This is a genomic window from Falsiroseomonas oleicola, from assembly GCF_019029495.1.
Taxonomy (GTDB): domain Bacteria; phylum Pseudomonadota; class Alphaproteobacteria; order Acetobacterales; family Acetobacteraceae; genus Falsiroseomonas; species Falsiroseomonas oleicola.
This window is the reverse complement of sequence record NZ_JAERQM010000002.1, coordinates 418,380-436,937: the sequence shown is the minus strand read 5'-3', so window position 1 is coordinate 436,937 and position 18,558 is coordinate 418,380. Positions and strand designations below refer to the sequence as shown.

The 18,558-nt window shown below is 71.0% G+C and carries 15 protein-coding genes; 2 read left to right on the top strand and 13 right to left on the bottom strand.

Annotated elements, in window-relative coordinates:
• Positions 1–38: 38 nt before the first annotated feature.
• Positions 39–1,136 (bottom strand): S1C family serine protease, encoded by a 1,098-nt coding sequence (locus tag JJQ90_RS08855; protein WP_216874457.1) that lies wholly within the window; start codon positions 1,134–1,136, stop codon positions 39–41.
• A 78-nt stretch (positions 1,137–1,214) separates the two neighbouring features.
• Entirely contained in the window at positions 1,215–3,689 is a 2,475-nt protein-coding gene (gene hrpB, locus JJQ90_RS08850; RefSeq protein ID WP_216874455.1) for an ATP-dependent helicase HrpB, read from the bottom strand.
• Positions 3,690–3,875: 186 nt separating this feature from the next.
• On the opposite strand from hrpB, the gene JJQ90_RS08845 reads away from it, so the two are divergent.
• Both JJQ90_RS08845 and JJQ90_RS08840 read left to right on the top strand, forming a co-directional pair.
• Positions 3,876–4,652 carry a DUF4189 domain-containing protein gene (locus tag JJQ90_RS08845; protein ID WP_216874453.1) on the top strand — a complete coding sequence of 259 codons (777 nt, stop codon included), beginning with the start codon at positions 3,876–3,878 and terminating at the stop codon, positions 4,650–4,652.
• 59 nt (positions 4,653–4,711) lie between these two features.
• Complete coding sequence (locus JJQ90_RS08840) at positions 4,712–5,626, top strand: polysaccharide deacetylase family protein (RefSeq protein ID WP_216874451.1); 915 nt, start codon at positions 4,712–4,714, stop codon at positions 5,624–5,626.
• Between the two features lie 244 nt (positions 5,627–5,870).
• Here JJQ90_RS08840 and JJQ90_RS08835 read toward each other — a convergent pair whose 3' ends face one another.
• From JJQ90_RS08835 to JJQ90_RS08785, 11 genes are read right to left on the bottom strand one after another with little or no spacing between them, the layout of a single operon-like run.
• Positions 5,871–6,821 carry a Bug family tripartite tricarboxylate transporter substrate binding protein gene (locus JJQ90_RS08835; RefSeq protein WP_216874449.1) on the bottom strand — a complete coding sequence of 317 codons (951 nt, stop codon included), beginning with the start codon at positions 6,819–6,821 and terminating at the stop codon, positions 5,871–5,873.
• A gap of 10 nt (positions 6,822–6,831) precedes the next feature.
• Positions 6,832–7,806 (bottom strand): tripartite tricarboxylate transporter substrate binding protein, encoded by a 975-nt coding sequence (locus tag JJQ90_RS08830; protein ID WP_216874447.1) that lies wholly within the window; start codon positions 7,804–7,806, stop codon positions 6,832–6,834.
• A gap of 32 nt (positions 7,807–7,838) precedes the next feature.
• Positions 7,839–8,828, bottom strand: coding sequence for a substrate-binding domain-containing protein (locus tag JJQ90_RS08825; protein WP_216874445.1), 990 nt, complete (start codon positions 8,826–8,828; stop codon positions 7,839–7,841).
• A 2-nt stretch (positions 8,829–8,830) separates the two neighbouring features.
• Positions 8,831–9,409, bottom strand: coding sequence for an SRPBCC family protein (locus tag JJQ90_RS08820; protein WP_216874443.1), 579 nt, complete (start codon positions 9,407–9,409; stop codon positions 8,831–8,833).
• A complete protein-coding gene (locus JJQ90_RS08815; protein WP_216874441.1) occupies positions 9,406–11,739 on the bottom strand; it encodes a xanthine dehydrogenase family protein molybdopterin-binding subunit in 2,334 nt (777 codons plus the stop codon). Before JJQ90_RS08815 ends, JJQ90_RS08820 begins: the two co-directional genes overlap by 4 nt.
• The gene (locus JJQ90_RS08810; protein ID WP_216874439.1) at positions 11,736–12,221 is read right to left on the bottom strand and encodes a (2Fe-2S)-binding protein; all 486 of its coding nucleotides are present in this window, start codon (positions 12,219–12,221) and stop codon (positions 11,736–11,738) included. The genes JJQ90_RS08815 and JJQ90_RS08810 overlap by 4 nt, the downstream gene beginning before the upstream one ends.
• Positions 12,218–13,081, bottom strand: a complete 864-nt coding sequence (locus tag JJQ90_RS08805; protein ID WP_216874437.1) for an FAD binding domain-containing protein — start codon at positions 13,079–13,081, stop codon at positions 12,218–12,220. The genes JJQ90_RS08810 and JJQ90_RS08805 overlap by 4 nt, the downstream gene beginning before the upstream one ends.
• Complete coding sequence (locus JJQ90_RS08800) at positions 13,078–15,378, bottom strand: xanthine dehydrogenase family protein molybdopterin-binding subunit (protein ID WP_216874434.1); 2,301 nt, start codon at positions 15,376–15,378, stop codon at positions 13,078–13,080. The genes JJQ90_RS08805 and JJQ90_RS08800 overlap by 4 nt, the downstream gene beginning before the upstream one ends.
• A complete protein-coding gene (locus JJQ90_RS08795; protein WP_216874433.1) occupies positions 15,375–15,845 on the bottom strand; it encodes a (2Fe-2S)-binding protein in 471 nt (156 codons plus the stop codon). The genes JJQ90_RS08800 and JJQ90_RS08795 overlap by 4 nt, the downstream gene beginning before the upstream one ends.
• Entirely contained in the window at positions 15,842–16,693 is an 852-nt protein-coding gene (locus JJQ90_RS08790; RefSeq protein ID WP_216874432.1) for an FAD binding domain-containing protein, read from the bottom strand. Before JJQ90_RS08790 ends, JJQ90_RS08795 begins: the two co-directional genes overlap by 4 nt.
• Positions 16,690–18,507, bottom strand: a complete 1,818-nt coding sequence (locus JJQ90_RS08785; protein WP_216874431.1) for a thiamine pyrophosphate-binding protein — start codon at positions 18,505–18,507, stop codon at positions 16,690–16,692. Before JJQ90_RS08785 ends, JJQ90_RS08790 begins: the two co-directional genes overlap by 4 nt.
• Positions 18,508–18,558 lie beyond the last annotated feature (51 nt).

The following is an 18,558-nucleotide window of genomic DNA, read 5'->3' as shown; positions in this document are numbered from 1 at the left end:
CAGCCGCCATGCCGGGATGGCGAAGGGGCCTGGCCGGCTCAGCCCTGCGATGGCGGCGGCCGGCGGCCGACCTGCACCGGCAGGTCCATCGGCCGGCCATTGCGCAGCACGGAAAGACGCACCGTCTGCCCCGGCGCCACCGCCGCGATGCCGCGCACCAGGGCGCGGCTGGTATCCACCCGGTCGCCATTGATGGCGATCACCTGGTCGCCCTGGCGTATCCCCGCGCGGGCGGCCGGGCTGCCGCGCTCCACCCCCGCCACCAGCACGCCGGCGCCGGCCCGCGCCGCGCCGGGCTCCCCGGCATCCTGCACCGAAACGCCCAGCCAGCCGCGCTCCACCCGCCCGGTGGCGCGCAACTGGTCGATCACCCCCCGCGCGAGGTCGGAGGGCACCGCGAAGCCGATGCCGGCGGAGGCGCCGGAGGGCGAGTAGATGGCCGTGTTGATGCCGATCACCTCGCCGGCCGTGTTGAACAGCGGCCCGCCGGAATTGCCCGGGTTGATCGGCGCATCGGTCTGGATGAAGTCGTCGAAGGGTCCGGCGCCGATCTCCCGCCCCCGGGCGGACACAATACCGGAGGTGATGGACCCGCCGAGGCCGAAGGGATTGCCCGCCGCCAGCACCCAGTTGCCGACCCGCAGCGCCGCCGAACTGCCCCAGGCCACCGCGGGCAGCGCCGCGCGCGCCTCGATCCGCAGCAGGGCGAGGTCGGTCAGCTCATCCATCCCGACGAGCTGGGCGGTGTAGTCCTGGCCGTTCTGGAAGGTGATCTGCACCCGGCTGGCATTGCCGATGACATGGTTGTTGGTGACCACCAGGCCGGAGGGATCGATGACGAAGCCCGACCCGGCCCCCATCACCTGCGGACCCCGGCCACGCTGCCGGTCGCGGAAATAGCGCTCGAAAGGCGTGCCGCGCAGTTCCGCCGGGATTTCGGTGCGCGCCTCGGAGGTGACGGAGATGCTGACCACCGCCGGCAGCACCCGCTCCGCCAGGTCGGCGAAGTCCGGCAGGGCCAGCAGCGCGCCGCGCTGCGCCTGGGCGGGCGGCGCGGCGCAGCCGACCACGGGCAGCAGGGCGAGGCCGGCGAAGGCGCGGCGGGACAGGCCCTGTCGGGACAATGCTTGGGACATGCGGACTCCGGGGCGAAAGGGCACGGGGCAGATGGGGATATGGGTTTGCATCAAGCGGGCGCCATGACTGCCAAACGGTCAAGATGCGCGCGGCGGCGGCGGTTGCGCGGCCCAGGGCTCCTCCGGCCAGGGATGGCGGGGATAGCGGCCGCGCATGTCGCGCCGCACATCGGCCCAGGCGCCGCGCCAGAAGCCGGCGAGGTCCCCGGTGATCGCCACCGGCCGCCCGGCCGGCGACAGCAGCGCCACCTGAAGCGGCACCTGGCCCTGGGCCAGCGGCGGCAGGCGTTCCAGGCCGAACAGATGCTGGGCGCGGGCCTCCAGCGTCGGCACGTCCCGGTCATAGTCGATCGCGGCGGAACGCCCGGCGGGCAGGTCGAGTCGCGCCGGCAGCGCCGCATCCAGCCGCCGCTGCTGGTCCCAGGGCAGCAGGCCGCGCAGCACCGCGACCATGTCGAGCGCCTTGGCCTCCGCCAGTTTGGTCCGCCCATGCAGATGCGGCGCCAGCCAGTCGGCGGCGGTCGCGGCCAGGGCCTCGTCCGACAGGTCGGGCCAGGCCTCCCCCTCTGCCCGCCGCATCCAGCCGATGCGGGCGCGGGTCTGCTTCGCGGCATTGGACCAGTCGAGGTCGCGCAGGCCGCGCTCCGCGATGCCCTGGGCCAGGGCGGCGGCGATGGTGGCGGGGTCGGCGCTGGGCAGCGCGTGATCCTCCAGCACCAGAGGGCCGAACATCAGCCGGCGGCGGGCCAGCACGGCGCCGGCGCGGGCGTCGAAGGCCGCGCCCTCCACCCAGCGCAGCCGTTCCGGGAAGCGCGCCTCCAGCGCGGCGCGGTCCAGCGGCGCGGCCATGCGGATGCGCGCCTCCGTCCCCAGCAATTCCAGGTCCGCCACGGCCAGCAGCGGCGCGCGGGACAGAGGGTCGGTGGCGCCGAGCCGGGCGCCCTGGCCGGAGGCGAGGCGGAAGGCGCCATCCATGCCGCCGCGCTTGGCCGCGATGCGATCCGGAAACCCCGCCGCCAGCAGCGGCCCGGCCTCGCCCCCCGGCAGCGCCGTGCCATGCAGCCGCAGCCGGCGGCGATGCAGCGCCCCGGCGCGGCGGATGCGCTGGACCGTCGCGCGATCCGCATCCGCATGGTCGCCGCCATGCAGCAGTTCCAGCCGCAGGTTGATATTGGCCGGCTGGTCGCGGCCGCGCAGCGGGTCCCGTTCCTCCAGCAGCGCGGCGAGGTCGGCGGCCAGCGCCTTCTCCCCCTCATCCACCGCCGCCAGCAGCATGCGCGCCAGGCGCGGATGCGTGCCCATGCGCGCCATGCCCCGCCCCATGGCGGTGATGCGCCCTTCCCCGTCCAGCGCATCCAGATCCCGCAGCAGCGCCCGCGCCGCCGCCAGGGCGCCCGCCGGTGGCGGGTCGAGGAAGGCGAGATCGGCCGGCGCCGCGCCCCAGGCGGCACAGTCCAAAGCGAGGCCGGACAGCTCCGCCTCCAGGATCTCGGGCCGGTCCTGCACCGCCATGCCGCGATGCGCCGCCTCCGTCCACAGGCGTATCGCCACCCCCGGCGCGGTGCGGCCGGCGCGGCCGGCGCGCTGTTCCGCCGCCGCCCGGCTGATCCGCACCGTCGCCAGCCGCGCCAGGCCCGAAGCCGGGTCCAGCCGCGGCGTGCGGCGGAATCCGCCATCCACCACGATCCGCACCCCCGGCACCGTCAGCGAGGTTTCGGCGATGGAGGTCGCCAGCACCACCTTTCGCCGGTCGGAGGGATTCAGCGCGCGGTCCTGCTCGGCCGGCGGCATTTCGCCGTGCAGCGGCAGCACCTCCGCCTCGATCCCCGAAAGCCGCTCCGCCGTGCGGCGGATTTCGCCCCAGCCGGGCAGGAAGGCGAGCACATCGCCCGGATGCGCCCGCAGCGCGTCGCGGATCGCGCTCGCCATCGCCTCCGGCAATTCACGCGATTCCTTAATGTCCCGCAGCCTATGCTCAACTTTGACCGGATAGGCACGGCCGAGGGATTCGATGACCGGGCAATCGCCCAGCAAGCCGACAAAGCGCGCGACATCGAGGGTGGCGGACATCGCCAGCAGCCGCAGTTCCGGCCGCAGCGCCCTTTGCAGGTCGAGGCAGAAGGCCAGCGCCAGGTCGGTGTCGAGGTTGCGCTCATGCGCCTCGTCGAACAGCACCGCGGCCACGCCCTCCAGCCCCGGATCGGATTGCAGCCGGCGCACCAGCAGCCCCTCCGTCACCACCTCCACCCGCGTGCGGTCGGAGACCATGCGGTCGAGCCGGGTGGAAAGGCCGATGGTGCCGCCCGGCGCACCCTCCCCGATCAGCTCCGCCATCCGCCGCGCCGCCGCGCGCGCAGCGACCCGCCGCGGTTCCAGCACCAGGATCTTCCCACCCTGCGCCCAGGGCTCCGCCATCAGGGCCAGCGGCGCCAGCGTGGTCTTGCCGGCGCCCGGCGGCGCCACCAGGACGGCATTGGCGCCGACGCGCAACGCCGCCGTCAGGCGGGGCAGGGCTTCGGAAACGGGCAGTTCAGGCAGGTCGGGCAGGGTCATGGCCGCGCCTGCCTACGCCGCCGTGAAACAGATGTCACATCGCATGTCACACTGATCTCACGCGGCGAAACACCCTAAGGTTCTGCATCACAAGCGCGACATCGCGCGGCAAGGTCAGGCGCGCAAAAGGACGCCACCACGACGCCCCAGGCTCTGCCCCGGGGCATGGCTTCCGAGGACATCATCATGCGCCCCGCTCTGATCGCCGCCAGCCTCGCCTTCCTGTCCCTGCCCGGCCTCGCCATGGCGCAGCAGCGGCTGCACCCGGAGGCCGCCGCCATGTGCCGCGCGAGCTGCAATGCGGAGGGCAACGCCCAGCTCGGCGCCAACCGCGCCCGCACCGCCCAGGCCTGCACCATCCGCTGCGACGCGTCGATGGCCTACCTCGCCAGCCAGTCCCATCGCGGCAGCGCGGAAGCCACCGGCCGCGGCCGCACCCCCGGCAGCGCCCAACCGGCCCGCACCACATCGGCGCCGCGCAACGCCACGCCGCCGGCCGCCCAGCGCGTGTCGCATCGCGCGGCCGCCCCGGCGCCGCGCCCCGTGGTCCAGCCCGCCGCCCCGGCCGCCATCCCGATCGCCGTCCCCGCCGGCGCGCGCCCCAGCGTCAGCCACGGCGTGATCTACGGCGCCCGCACCCCCTCCGCCGGCTTCGGCCTGGTGGTGGGGGAGCGGGACCGGATGGCCGCGCACCGCCTGGCCGAACGCGCCTGCACCGCCAGCGGCCCCGGCTGCCGGCCGCTGGCCGAATTCACCGAGGCCTGCGGCGCCGCGGCGCATGGCGTGAAGCGCAGCCAATGGGCGCTGTTCATGACCTCCGACCCCAATTCCTACGTCGTCACCTCGCTCTCCGCCGGCAGCGGGCCGACGCAGCAGCGCGCCGAGCAGCAGGCCATCGCCGAATGCCGGTCCCGCGACCCGATGGCCGTCTGCCGCATCACCGCCGCCGCCTGCCGCGGCTGAGGTTGCCGGCGGCGTCCTTGCGCCATAGCGTCAGCACAACCTGCAAAGGACCTGACATTATGAAGCTGCCGAGCCACAGCCGCTACGCGCCCAGCGCCATCCCCACGCGCCCCACCTACACCTGGCCGAACGGCGCCAAGCTCGCCGTCATCGTCTGCAACAACATCGAACACTTCGCCTTCCGCGCCGGCATGGGCAGCGACAGCGCCCAGGTCAACGCCCCGCAATCCGCGCGCAACTACGCCTGGCGCGACTACGGCAACCGCGTCGGGTTGTGGAACATGCTGGACATGCTGGACGAGCTGGAAATCCCCTCCGCCCACAACGTCAACAGCGCCGCCCTCGACTACATGCCCGAAATCGCGCCCGCCCTTCTGAAACGCGGCGACGAATTCATCGGCCACGGCCGCAGCAACGCCGAACGCCAGGACACCCTCTGGGAAGACGACGAACGCCGTCTGATCGTCGAAACCCGCGACGCCATCACCCGCCACGCCGGCGCGCCACCCACCGGCTGGCTCGGCCCCTACCTCGCGCAAAGCAACGTCACCCTCGACCTGCTGCGCGAAGAAGGCTTCCGCTACATGATGGACCTGCCCGCCGACGACCAACCCTTCTGGATGGCCACCCGCGCCGGCCCCATCCTCTCCGTCCCCTACTCCATCGAGCTGAACGACAGCCCCGCCATGGTCTTCCGCCAACACAGCGGACGCGAATTCGCCGACATGATCACCGACCAGTTCGACGAAATGCTCGAACAATCCAAAAAACGCCCCCTGGTCTGCAGCATCGTCCTGCACACCTTCGTCGTCGGCCAACCCTTCCGCCTGCGCCCCCTGCGCAACGCCCTGCGCCACATCCTGACCCACCGCGACGACATCTGGCTGACCCGCCCCGGCGACCTCGCCACCTACGCGACCAACCTGCCCCAAGGCACGATACCCGGGTCGGAAATGCTGGGAGAGGCACGCTGAGCGATTTGCAGGGGGACGCTGTCCCCCTGCACCCCCTGCCAAGGGTCAGTGGACCCTTGGAACCCTTTGATTCATGAACAGAAATGGAGAGGGGCCAGAGGTACCGCGTGTCCGGCGGTCCTGCTGGCCCCTCTCCATTTCTGTTCAAGGTCCTGAGGTCCAGGAGGCCACTGCCTCCTGGCGGGGAGGGTGCGGGAGGGGCAGAGCCCCTCCTGCAAAGCCACCCAGCGCCGCCACTCCAGGATCACCCGATCCGGATATTCGCGTCCCGGATCAGGGTGCCGAGGCGGGTGGATTCGCGGGCCAGGTGTTGGGTGAAGGCTTCGGGGGTGCTGCCGACGGGTTCGGTGCTGAGGTCGCGCAGGCGGGTTTGCACGTCGGGGTTCGCCAAAGCGTGGGTCAGGGCGGCGTGGGTTCGGGTCAGGGTTGCTGTGGCGGTCCCGGCGGGGGCGAAGATGGCGCACCAGTCGTTGAGTTCGAAGCCGGGGATGCCGGATTCGGCGATGGTGGCGGTGTTTGGGTAGGCGCGCAGGCGGGTGGTGGTGGCGGCGGCCAGCAGGCGCGCGCGGTTGCCGGAGAGGATGGGCAAGGCGGTGGAGGTGGTCATGAAGGCCGCGTCGATGACGCCGGCCGAGAGGTCGCGCGCGGCGTCGGCGCCGCCGCGATAGGGCACGTGGACCAGGCGGATATCGGCCTGGCGTTGCAGCATTTCGCCGATCAGGTGTTGGGCGGTGGCGTTGCCGGGGGTGCCGTAGCTGATGGTGGCGGGGCGGGCACGCGCCAGGGCCAGGAATTCGGCGAAGGACTGGGCGGGGAAGTCGTTCTTCACCGCCAGGATCTGCGGCCAGATCACCACCTGGCTGACCGGGGCGAAGGCGGTGGCGTAGTCGAAGGGCAGGCCCTGGAACAGGAAGGGGTTGGTCGCGTGGGTCAGCGTGGCGAAGAGCAGGGATGTGCCATCGGGCGCGGATTGCGCGACCTGTGCGGCGGCGATGGTGCCGCTGGCGCCGCTGCGGTTTTCCACGACGACGGTCTGGCCGAGATGTTCGCCCATGCGGGCGCTGACCAGCCGGGCGATGGTATCCGCCGCCCCGCCGGGGGCGAAGCCCACCAGCAGGCGGACCGGCCGCGCCTGGGCAAGTGCCGGCGCGGCGAGGAAGGGCAGCGCCAGGGTGGCGCGGCGTGTGAGGGTCATGGTGCGGCCCTCAGCCCAGGGTGATCTTGGCGGTGGTGATCAGCTCCCGCCACATCGCGTGCTCGGTGCGCAGGATCTCGGCGGCCTCGGCGGGCGAGGTGTGGCGGACTTGCGCGCCGGCGCGCAGGAAGGCGGCCGCGGTCTCGGGCTTGGCGAGTGCCGCCTGGATGGCGCGGTGCATGGTGGCGATGGTGGCGTCCGGTGTCGCGCTGGGCACGAAGACGCCGAGCCAGAGGTCGATGACGAAGTTCGGCAGGCCGGCTTCCACGGCGGTGGGCAGGTCGGGCAGCGCGGGTGGGCGGGCGGCGCCGGTGGTGGCCAGGCCGCGCATGCGCCCATCCAGCACCAGGCCACGCGCGCCGGCGATGCTGCTGAAGGCGAAGTGGACCTTGCCGGACATGATATCGGCGAAGGAGGTGGCGATGCCGCGATAGGGGATATGCGTCGCCTCGATGCCCGTGCGCTGGTTCAGCATCTCGCCCGCCAGATGCGGCGTGGTGCCGACGCCGGCGGAGGCGTAGCTGAGCTCACCACGATGCGCGCGGCCGTATTCCACGAGTTCCATCAGTGTGGTCACCGGCAGGGTCGGCGAGACGACGCAGACCAGCGGGGAGGAGCTGAAGATGGAGACGGGCTTGAGGTCGCGGAAGACGTCGTAGGGCACGCTGGCCTGCAGCGAGGGGTTGATGATGATGGCCGGGTCCATCACCAGCGCGGTGGTGCCATCCGGCGTGGCTTTCGCGACGTGGTCGGAGCCGATCATGCCGCCGGCGCCCGGGCGGTTGTCGGCGACCACGGGCACGCCCATGGCATCCGTCATGCCCTGCGCCAGCACGCGGCCCAGCGTGTCCACCACGCCGCCGGGCGCGTAGGGCAGTACGATGCGCAGCGGTCGTCCCTGCGCCTGGGCGCTGCGGCCACCGGCGAAGGCCAGCGCGGCGGCGCCGGACAGGAATGCGGCACGTGTGATGTTCGGTGCGGTCATGTTGAAGCCCCCAGACGATGGTTCAGATGCCGTCAGACTTTGGCGAGGTCGATGACCGATGCGGGAAACAGGTCCTCCACCGACAGGTGTCGCCGGGTCAGTCCCTGTTCCGCCGCGTAGCGTGCCATCGCCTGGATCACCCGCGTGTTCTTGTGCACGCCGTAGGCCCAGAAATCCTCTCCCATCAACGCGCGGGTGCGCGCCAATTCTTCCACGGCCCAGGGCAGCGTGGTGAACAGATGGCCGATCTTCGCGAGGTCCGTGTAGCAGAGCTGCTTCGCGCGTTCGAAGGCCATGAAGACATTGACCGGCAGCCAGGGGAATTGCTCGACCAGGCTGCGACGGATGCCGACCAGATGCATGATCGGGAAGATGCCGGTGCGGCGGAAATAGTCTTCCTCGGCCGCGCGATAATCGGGGAACAGCCGCACGACGTTCGGGTTGCGGCCGAAGCAGGAGGGGGCGCGGGCGGTCAGCAGCGCGTCGATGCGACCTTCGTCGAGCAGGGCGGAGAGGGTTTCCTCGGCGCCAATCGCCTGCAACTCGACATCGGTCGGCAGGTTCAACGCGACCACCTGGCCGCGACCCGACTCTTCCAAACCGCCGCTGCGCCAACGCATCTCGGCAGGCGCGACGCCATATTCGTCCTGGAGGATGCCGCGCAACCAGAGCGCCGCGGTCATCTGGTATTCGGGCACGCCGACGATGCGGCCGCGCAGATCCTCCGGCCGCGCGATGCCACGATCGGCGCGGATGTAGATGGCGGAATGACGAAACAGTCGGGAGGGGAAGACCGGGATCGGCACATAGGCGCAACGGCCCTCGGCGATCTGCACCATGGTGCTCGACATCGAGAGTTCGGAGATGTCGAATTCCTGGTGGCGGAAGGCGCGGTGGAAGGCTTCTTCCGGCGACATCGCCACGGGGATGATGTCGCAGCCCTCGATGCTCACCCGCCCGTCGAACAGTGCCCGGGTGCGATCATAGGCGGGGCAGGACAGGCTGAGGGTGAGGCGCTTCATGCTCAGCGCCCCGTCGCGCGGCGCAGCCAGGCGAGGAAGGCGCGCCAGAGCAGGCCGAAGCCACCGATGGGGGCGGCGGGTGGTGGTGGCGGCGGGGGTGGTGCATCCGCGGCGGCGGGTGCCGGGCTGCGGCGGGCGATATCGGCGCGCAGGGCCTCGGCGAATTGCCGGATGATCTGCGAGGCGACTTCCTGGATCATGCCGGCGCCACGGCCATATTGCGCGACGGAGCCGGAGAGGTTCAGGTCAGTGGCGATGTCCACGCGCGTGCCGGTTTCGATGGGCGACAGTGCGAAAGTGGCAACCGCATTGGCACCGCCGCGGCCCTTCGCATCCGTGCCCTGTGCCTTCACCGTCGCGCTGCGCGCGGCCTCGTCGATGGTCTCGAAACGCGCGGTGCCGGCGAAGGTCAGCGCGACCGGGCCGAGCTTGACGGAGACGCGGCCCTTGAAGCTGCGCTCGTCGATCACCTCCGTCAGTTCGGCACCGGGCACGCAGGGCGCGATGCGCTGCACATCCAGCAGCAGCGCCCAGGCCTCATCCGGTGGCAGCGGCACTTCGAAGTGATTGGTGAATTTCATCGCACCGCCTCCGGCGAAATCTGCGCGACCAGATGCTGCGGCATCACCGGGACGCGCGTGATGTGGACGTTGAAGGGCGACAGCGCATCCTCGATGGCGGAGGCGATGGCCGCCGCCACGGGAATGACGCCGGATTCGCCGACACCCTTGATGCCCAGAGGGTTCAACGGCGTGGGGCTTTCGATATGCCCGATGGAGATCTCCGCCGGCATCTCGGTGGAGGTCACCAGCAGATATTCCGCCAGGGTGGTGGTGACGGGCTGCGCCTGCTCGTCATAGCCCATCCATTCATACAGCGCATTGCCGATGCCATGCGCGATGCCGCCGAGCACCTGGCCATCGACGATGCGCGGATGCAAGGCACGGCCGCAATCATGCACGAAGCTGATGCGGCGGAGGGTGACGGCGCCGGTGGCCTCATCCACCTCCACCTCCGCCACGCAACTGCCATTGGCGTAGCTCATCGGGTCGATGACCACTTCCTCCGAGGCCGCGAGGCCCGGGCCGGCACCGCCCGGAATGCTGAAGCCCGGCAGGCCGGCGGCGGCGCGCGCAACTTCCGCCAAGGTCACGCGCATGGCGGGCACGCCCTTCACCTGCACGGCGCGGCCTTCGATCTCCAGATCGGCCTCCGCGGCTTCCAGCAGCGTCGCCGCCACGCGCAGCACGCGTTCCCGCACCTTCAGCGCCGCGACATGGGCGGAGGTGCCGGCCAGCACCGCCTGCCGGCTGTTGAAGCCACCAAGGCCGAGTGGTGCGGCGGCGGTGTCGCCGGCCACCACCTCGATATTCGCCATGTCGAAGCCGAGTTGTTCGGCGACGATCTGCGCCAGCATGGTGTGCGTGGACTGCCCCATCGCTGCCGCACCCGTGGCGACGAAGATGCGGCCGGAGGCCTCGATGCGGACCGAGACATGTTCGTAGGGCCCGCGCCCCGTGCCCTCGACATAATTCGCGAGACCGATGCCGAGATAACGCCCCTGCGCCCGCGCCGCCGCCTGACGTGCCGCGAAGCCATCCCATTCCGCGCGATCCAGTGCCGCCTGCAGGCAGCGCGGATAGTCGCCGCTGTCGAGCACAACCTGCATCCCGCCGCGGGTACGCAGCGGCGTCGCATAGGGCATGGCATCGCCGGGCACGAGATTGCGGCGGCGAATCTCCGCGCGATCCAGCCCCAGCTTGCGCGCCGCCGCGTCCAGCAAGCGCTCCATCGCGAAGACGCCCTGCGGCTGCCCCGCGCCGCGCACCGGCGTGACCGGCACCTTGTTGGTGACGGCGGATCGGCAACGCATGGCATAGGCCGGCACGACATAGGCCAGCGGCATGGCGGAGACGGCGCCGTAGGCGACGTTGATGCCGCGTGCGGTATAGGCGCCGTGGTCGTGAATCACCTCGCCGCGCACTCCGAGGATGCGGCCCGTATCGTCGAAGGCGATCTCCACATCCCAGCGCTGGTCGCGTTCCTGCGTGGTGGCGACGAAATGTTCGCGCCGGTCCTCGATCCATTTGACGGGGCACTTCAGCAGCCGCGCGGCGACGGCCACCGCCGCATCCTCCGGATAGAAGACCAGTTTTGGGCCAAAGCCGCCGCCGACATCGGGGGTCGCGACGCGGATACGGTCTTCCGCCAGGCCGAGCATGTCGCAGAGCATGCGGCGCGCGACATGGGGCGTCTGGGTGGAAGACCACAGCGTCAGCCGGTCCTCCACCGCATCGGGAATCGCAACGCAACCGCGACATTCCATGGAATGGCTGCCACCGCGATGCTGATCCAGGCTTTCGCGCAGCACATGCGGCGCGGCGGCGAAGGCGGCGTCGACATCGCCATAGGCCAGGGTGAATTCAGCGAGCAGATTGTGCGGCGCCGTGCGATGCGCGCGCGGCGCATCGGGCTCCAGCGCCGCCACCGCATCGGCTACCGGATCGAGCAGGTCATACTCCACCTCGATCAACGCGGCGGCGTCCTCGGCGATGGCGCGATCCGTCGCGACGACAATGGCCACGGGCTCGCCGACATGCACCACCTCATCCATCGCGAGGATCGGGCGGTCCAGCGTCTGGCGGTAGGCGGGGCTCGGCAGGGCCACGCGCAGGCGCGGCTCCGCCAGCAGCGGGGCGATATCCGCATAGCTCAGCACGGCATGAACACCGGGCATGGCGCGGGCCGCGCTGCAATCGACGGACAGGATTGCAGCATGGGCATGCGGGCTGCGCAGGAATGCGACGTGCAGCAGGCCGGGCGGCGCGATGTCATCGACGAAGCGGCCCCGCCCACGCAGAAGCGCGGGATCCTCGATGCGCTTCACGTCACGGCCGACGATCCGCGTCATGCCGCCTCCCCCCGCATCACGGCGGCGGCTTCCAGTGTCGCAGCGACGATCGTCTCATAGCCCGTGCAGCGGCAGAGGTTGCCGGAGATGGCGACGCGAACCTCCGCCGCACTCGGCGAAGGGTTCTCGGCCAGCAGCTCCACCAGCGTGGTCAGCATGCCCGGCGTGCAGAAGCCGCATTGCAGCGCGTGGTTGTTGGCAAAAGCCTGCTGCAAGGGATGGAGCATCGCTGCGTCCGGCGCCAACCCTTCCACGGTGGTGATGGCCAGATTTTCGGCCTGCACCGCCAGCATCAGGCAGGCGCGGGCGGAACGGCCATCGACCAACACGGTGCAGGCACCGCAGACGCCATGCTCGCAGCCCAGATGCGTGCCGGTCAGCCCGCAATCCTGGCGCAGCGCATCGGCCAGGCTGCGGCGCACCGGCACGGTGATGTCGTGGCGCTGGCCGTTGACCGCCAGCGTGATCCGCCGCTCGCTCATGCCATGCGCTCCCGGGCGATGCCCAGCGCGCGGCCGAGCAGCACGCCGGCCAGGTGGCGGCGATACCAGCCGGGCACCAGCGCATCCTCCATCGGATCGAGCGATGCTGTGGTGGCCAGGGCGCGGGCGATGGCGTCGTCCTCCACCGCCGTGCCGCGCAGCAGCGCCTCCGCCTCCGCGAGCCGCAGTGGCGCCGGGCCGACACCGCCGAGCGCGACGGAGGCGCGCGCCACGCGCCCATCCGGCCCGGGGTCCAGCAGCACCGCCACGGCGACGATGGCGAAGTCGCCGTGCCGACGTGCGAATTCCAGGAAGGCATGCCCCTGCCCCTTCGGCGCCGCCGGCACATGCAGACCGACCAGCAACTCGTCAGGCCCCACCGCGGGAGTCATGTAGCCCAGCGGAAATTCGGCGAAGGGAATCTCCCTTTCGCCGCCCGGCCCGGCGATCCGCACGACCGCATCCACCGCCGCGCAGACCAGCGGCAGTTCCGCCGCCGGGTCCATGTGGCAGAGCGATCCGCCGATGGTGCCGCGATTGCGCGTCTGCCTATGGCCGACCTGCGCCAGCGCCTCCACCATCAGCGGGCAGGCCTGGGCGACGCGCGCATCACGTTCGATGTCGCGCTGCCGCGTCATCGCGCCGATCTCCAGCGCGCCATCGGGCAGCACGCGAATGCCCGATAGCTCGGCGATGCGGTTGAGATCGACCACATGGTCCGGCTGTACGAAGCGCATGTTCAGCATCGGCATCAGCGACTGCCCGCCGGCCAGCGGCCGCGCATTCTCCAGCCGACAGAGCAGGGCGATCGCCTCCGCCAGCGTCGTCGGATCGTGATATTCGAAGGCCGGCGCCTTCATGCCGCACCCTCCGCCAGGAAGCGCAGCACGTCGCGCGGCATGATCGGAAGCTGCGTGACCTGGCCGCGACCACCCAGCGCATCATCGACGGCGGAGGCGATGGCGGCGCCGACGGCGTTGGTGCCACCCTCCCCCGCGCCCTTCACGCCGATCGGGTTCAGCGGGCTCGGCGCATCCTCCGTCACCAGGATGTCCAGCGGCGGCATCTCCGCGATGGTCGGCATCAGGTAATCCGCGAAGGTGGTGGAGAGCGGCTGGCCGCGTTCGTCGTAGCGGAATTCCTCATAGAGCGCGCCGCCGAGACCCTGCGCAAAGCCGCCGGCGATCTGGCCTTCGACCAGCATCGGATTCACCGCGCGGCCGACATCATAACCCACCAGGTAATGCTCCACCTTCACCTGCCCGGTACCACGATCCAGCGCCACCTGCGCCAGATGCACGCCATAGGGATAGGCCATGTGATCGCTGTGGAACCAACTCTCCACCGTCAGCCCCGGCGTCGCACGGTCGCGCGACAGCTTTGTTCCTGGCGCCAGGGCGCGCGCGACTTCGCCCAGCGTGACGGAGGCACCCTCCGGCGTATCAACACGGCGCACCACGCCATCGACAATCTCCAGCGCATCTTCCGGCGTCTGCAACAACGCCGCCGCCGTCTGCTTCGCCAGCGCCGCCAACGCCAGCCCCGCCTGATGCGTCGCGGAGCCGGACATGACGGTGACGCGGGAGGCATGGGCGCCGCTGCCGAACTCGATGCGATCCGTGCGACCGCGCACCACGCGCACACGCCGGTAATCCACACCGAGCGCCGCCGCCGCGATCTGCGCCAGCGCCGTCTCCACCCCCTGCCCGACCGAAGCCGCGCCCGTCACCAGCTCCACCGCACCGGTCGCATCCACCGTCATGCGCACGCCGTCCGAAGGACCGAGCCCGCTTTTCTCCACGAATACGCCCAGCCCGAGCCCGACGGACTCGCCAGCCGCGCGCCGCCGCGCCACATCGGCCACCCGCGCATCCCATCCGAAACGTGCCAGCGCCTTGTCCAGCAGCAGCGCATAGTCGCCGGAATCCAGCACCACATCCGTGCCCAGCGCATCCAGTGGCCGCGCATAGGGCATCTCCGACACATCGACAAAATTGCGTCGCCGCACCTCAACACGGTCCAAGCCGCAGCGTGCAGCGATGGCATCCATCAGCCGTTCCCGCACAAAGCTGCCTTCGAAGCGGCCGGGGGAACGGTAGGTCGCCGCGGGCGTCTTGTTGGTCAGGCGAAAATGGCCGGTGGCACGATAGGCCGGCACGCGATACGGGCCGAGCAGCAGCCCGGCGGACATATCCGCCACCCGCGCGCCATGGGTTCGGATATAGGCGCCCTGGTCGTGGAAGAAGACATTGTCGATGGCAAGGATGCGCCCCTCCGCATCCACCGCCGCGCGAATCCGGTGCCGCTGTTCCCGCGAATGATTCGTCGCGACCAGATGTTCCCGCCGGTCCTCGATCCACTTCACCGGCCGGCGCAGACGCAGCGCCGCGAGGCATACCAACAGGTCCTCGGGATACAGCTCCCCCCGCACACCGAAGCCACCGCCGACATGGCCCTCGAAGAGATGCACGGAGGACGGCGCCCGGCCGAGCAGGCGGGCGATCTCGTCGCGGTTCCAATGCTGCTTCTTCGCCGTACCATGCAGTTCCAGCACATCCTGCGCCGCATCGTAGCGGGCGATGGCGCCGCGCGTTTCCATCGGCACGCCGGAATGCCGCCCGATGGCGAGGTCCAGCGCCACCACCACATGCGCGTCACGAAAGGCAGCGTCGAGCTCGCCATAGGATTTGCGGACGATGGTGGGTTCAGTGTTCCGCGTCGCGTCGAAATCAGTGGGCTCGGCCGCGGCGTCCAGCAGCGCCGGCAGTTCCTCCAGCTCCACCAGAACGAGGTCGGCGGCATCCTCCGCCACCGCCGCATCCTCGGCAAAGATCACCGCCACCGGCTCGCCTACATAGCGCACGCGGCCCTGGGCGAGGATCGGCTGGCAATAGGGTTCCAGCCCGCGCACCTTGGTGGCGCGGAAGGGAATCGGCGGCACCTCCGCCACGTCCGCGGCCGACCAGGCCGCGATCACGCCCGGTAGATCGAGCGCCGGCGTGACATCGACCGAGACCAACCGCGCATGCGCCATTTCCGCCCGCACCACGCGCATATGGATCTGGCGAGGGAAGTCGATATCGGCCGCGAAGGCGCCCTCGCCGCGCAGCAGCGGCGCATCCTCCAGCCGCATCACGCTTTGCCCGAAGACGCTCATCGCCGCGCCGCCGCGACGGCCTGAACCGCCCTCAGGATATTGGTGTAGCCGGTGCAGCGGCAGAGGTTCGCGGAAAGCCGGTCCACCATCTCCGCCTCCTCCATCGCCGGATTCTCCTCCAGCATCGCGGTGGCGAGCATCAGGAAGCCCGGCGTGCAGAAACCGCATTGCAGCGCGTGGTGGTCGGTGAAGGCCTGTTGCAAGGGGTTCAGCGTGCCGCCGGAGGCCAGTCCCTCCACGGTGCGGATTTCCGCGCCCTCCGCCTGCACCGCGAGCATCAGACAGGCACGGATCGGCGCGCCATCCACCAGCACGGTGCAGGCACCGCAGACGCCATGCTCGCAACCCAGATGTGTTCCGGTCAGCCCGCAATCCTCGCGCAGCGCATCGGCCAGGCTGCGGCGCGCGGGGACGGTGATGCGATGGGCCGCGCCATTCACCGTCAGGGTCAGGGCATGGTCCTTCATGCCGGGCAGGCCTGATGCAGCGCGCGCAACGTCACGGTGCGGGTCAAGGCGCGGCGATACGCCGCATCCTCCATCGGATCGACTGCCCCGGCCGCGGCCTCCGCCGCCGCGGCGAATAGCGCGGCGGAGGGCGTCTGGCCTTCCAACACGGCTTCAACGACCGCCAGGCGGCGCGGCACCGCCTCCACCCCGCCAATCCCCACGCGCGGCGTCACAATGCGCCCCTGCGCGTCCAGGCGCAGCACCACCAGTGCCATGGCCTGGGCGAAGTCGCCGGCGCGGCGGCTGACCTCGACAAAGCCCCAGCACGCATCCTGCGGCAGCAATGGAATCTCGACGCCGCGCAGCAGTTCATCCGGTGCCAGCGCCGTGTCCAGCAACCCGCGCAGAAAATCCACTGCCGCGATGCGCCGGTCGCCACGCAGCGAATGCGCCAGCATCACCGCCTCGAGCACCACCGCCACCAGCGGCCATTCGGCGGCGGGATCGGCATGGCACAGGCTGCCACAGAAGGTGCCGCGCTGGCGGATCGGCCAATGGGCGATGTGGCGCACCACCTCCGCCAGCAGGGCGCCCAGCGGCCCCGGCGCGACCGGCTTCTCGAAGGCCACATGGCGCACCACCGCGCCGATGCGCAGCAACCCGCCCTCCACCGCCAGAACGTCCAGGCCGGCGACGCGGTTGATGTCCACAAGATGCGGCGGCCGCGCCACGCGCAACGCCATCGCCGGCAGCAGGCTCTGCCCGCCGGCCAGCACGCGTCCATCCTCCGGCGCCAGCCGCGCCAGCAGGGAAGCGGCCTCCGCCAGCGTGGTGGGCGCGTGCCAGTCGAAGGGCGCGGGCTTCATGCCTTGGCGCCGCGCTGCATCATGCCGCTGGCGGTGGCGACCTCGTAGCCCGGGCGGATGCGCACATCGACGACGACGAAATGGCCTTCCGCCACCTGTGCCAGCGCGTCCCGGAACACGCCCTCCAGCGCCGCCGGATCGCTCACCGGGCCGAGCCCCACGGCGCCCTGCGCGCGCACCAGCGCGGCGATGTCGATATCCGGCCCGGCGATCGCCTGGCCGATGCTACGGTTTTCCACCGGCCGGCCGCGCGTCAGCGCCACGCGTTCCTGGTGCAGCTCGTCATTGAAATTGGAACGGTTGTTGGCAACCACGATCAGCCCGGGAATGCGGTAACGCGCGGCGGTCCACAGCGCCGTCGCGCCCATCATGAAGTCGCCATCGCCCAGCACCGCCACCGGCACCCGCCCGCTGCCCCGCAGGGCCAGCGCCGCGCCGATGGCCAGCCCCGGCCCGGAGCCCAGCCCCGCCCCGCCATCGCCGCCGAGGAAATCCAGCGGCCCACCGAAATCCCACAGCGTGCCGGGCCAGGAGATGGTGACGCGCACCAGCGTCGTCGGTGTCTCCCCCAGCGCGGCGCGCAGGGCGCTGGCCAGCTCTGGCAGGCCGATCTCATTGTCCGCCGTCGGCGCCGGCCAGGGGCGTGCGACGGCCGCCGGCAGCGCGCGCGCCGAAAGATCGGCCAGGGCATCGAGCAGCGCCGCGACCGCGGCATCCGGCTCACAGAGCAGATAGACATCGGCCGGCGGCAGGCCCTGGTAGTCCATCGACCAGGCATTGTGGATCAACTGGTCCACCGAGGCCCGAATGATCTTCGCCGGCGGCGGCTGCCCGTCCCAGACCAGCTTGCAGGTGCCGGCCAGGTCGATGCAGTCCAGCGCCAGGATCACATCGGCGTCCCGCAGCACGGCGGCATTGGCGGGCGTCAGGAAGCCGCTCGGTGGCGGGCCGTGCAGCGGATGGGTGCTGGGGAAGGCGGCGCCGGCCTTCAGGTCCGTCACCACGGTCGCGCCCAGCCTTTCCGCCAGGGCTACGCGCCGGTCCCAGTCGTCCTGGTTGCGGGAGACACGGCCCATCAGGATCACGGGCCGCTGCGCGCCCCGCAGCAGCGCCGCGGCTTCCGCAACCAGCTTCGGGGACGGCACCGGCGATTCCGGCGCGCGGTAGCGGGCGACGGGCGGCACCACCAGCGGCGCCGGCGCCGCTTCCTCCTGCAAGGAAACGTCGAGGTTGATATAGACCGGCCCCTGCGGCGCGGTCGTCGCGATCTGGTTGGCGCGCAGCAGGGACTCGACGGCGGCGGGCACGGAGGCCGGCTGGTCGTCCCATTTGCAGAAATTGCGCACCAGCGCGCCCTGGTCCTGCGCGGTGTGGATCCAGTCGATCCAGGGCCGCCGCCGCGCCGCATCCACCGGGCCGGTGGCGCCCAGCACGATCATCGGCACGCGGTCGCACCAGGCGTTGAAGATCGCCATGCTGCCATGCATCAGCCCGACATTGCTGTGCAGCACCACCGCCAGCGGGTTGCCCGTCACCTTCGCCCAGCCATGCGCGATGGACACCGCATGTTCCTCATGCAGGCAGAGCAGCATCTGGGGGTCGCGGTTGCCCAGGTGGTTGACCAGGCTGTCATGCAGCCCGCGGAACGACGCCCCCGGGTTCAGCGGCACATAGGGCACGCCCAGCGCGCGCAGCATGTCGGCCACAGCATCGCTGCCCCAGGCCGTCTCCGGCTGGGTCAGCGGCGCCGGGCGGTCGATCGCCCCCGGCCCGTCATTCGGCAGCGCATTCGGTATCCTGCTGTCCGGCGGCATGCCCTGTCCCGCGCCTGTTGCGTGAATGTCCTGACAATAGGACGGCGCAGG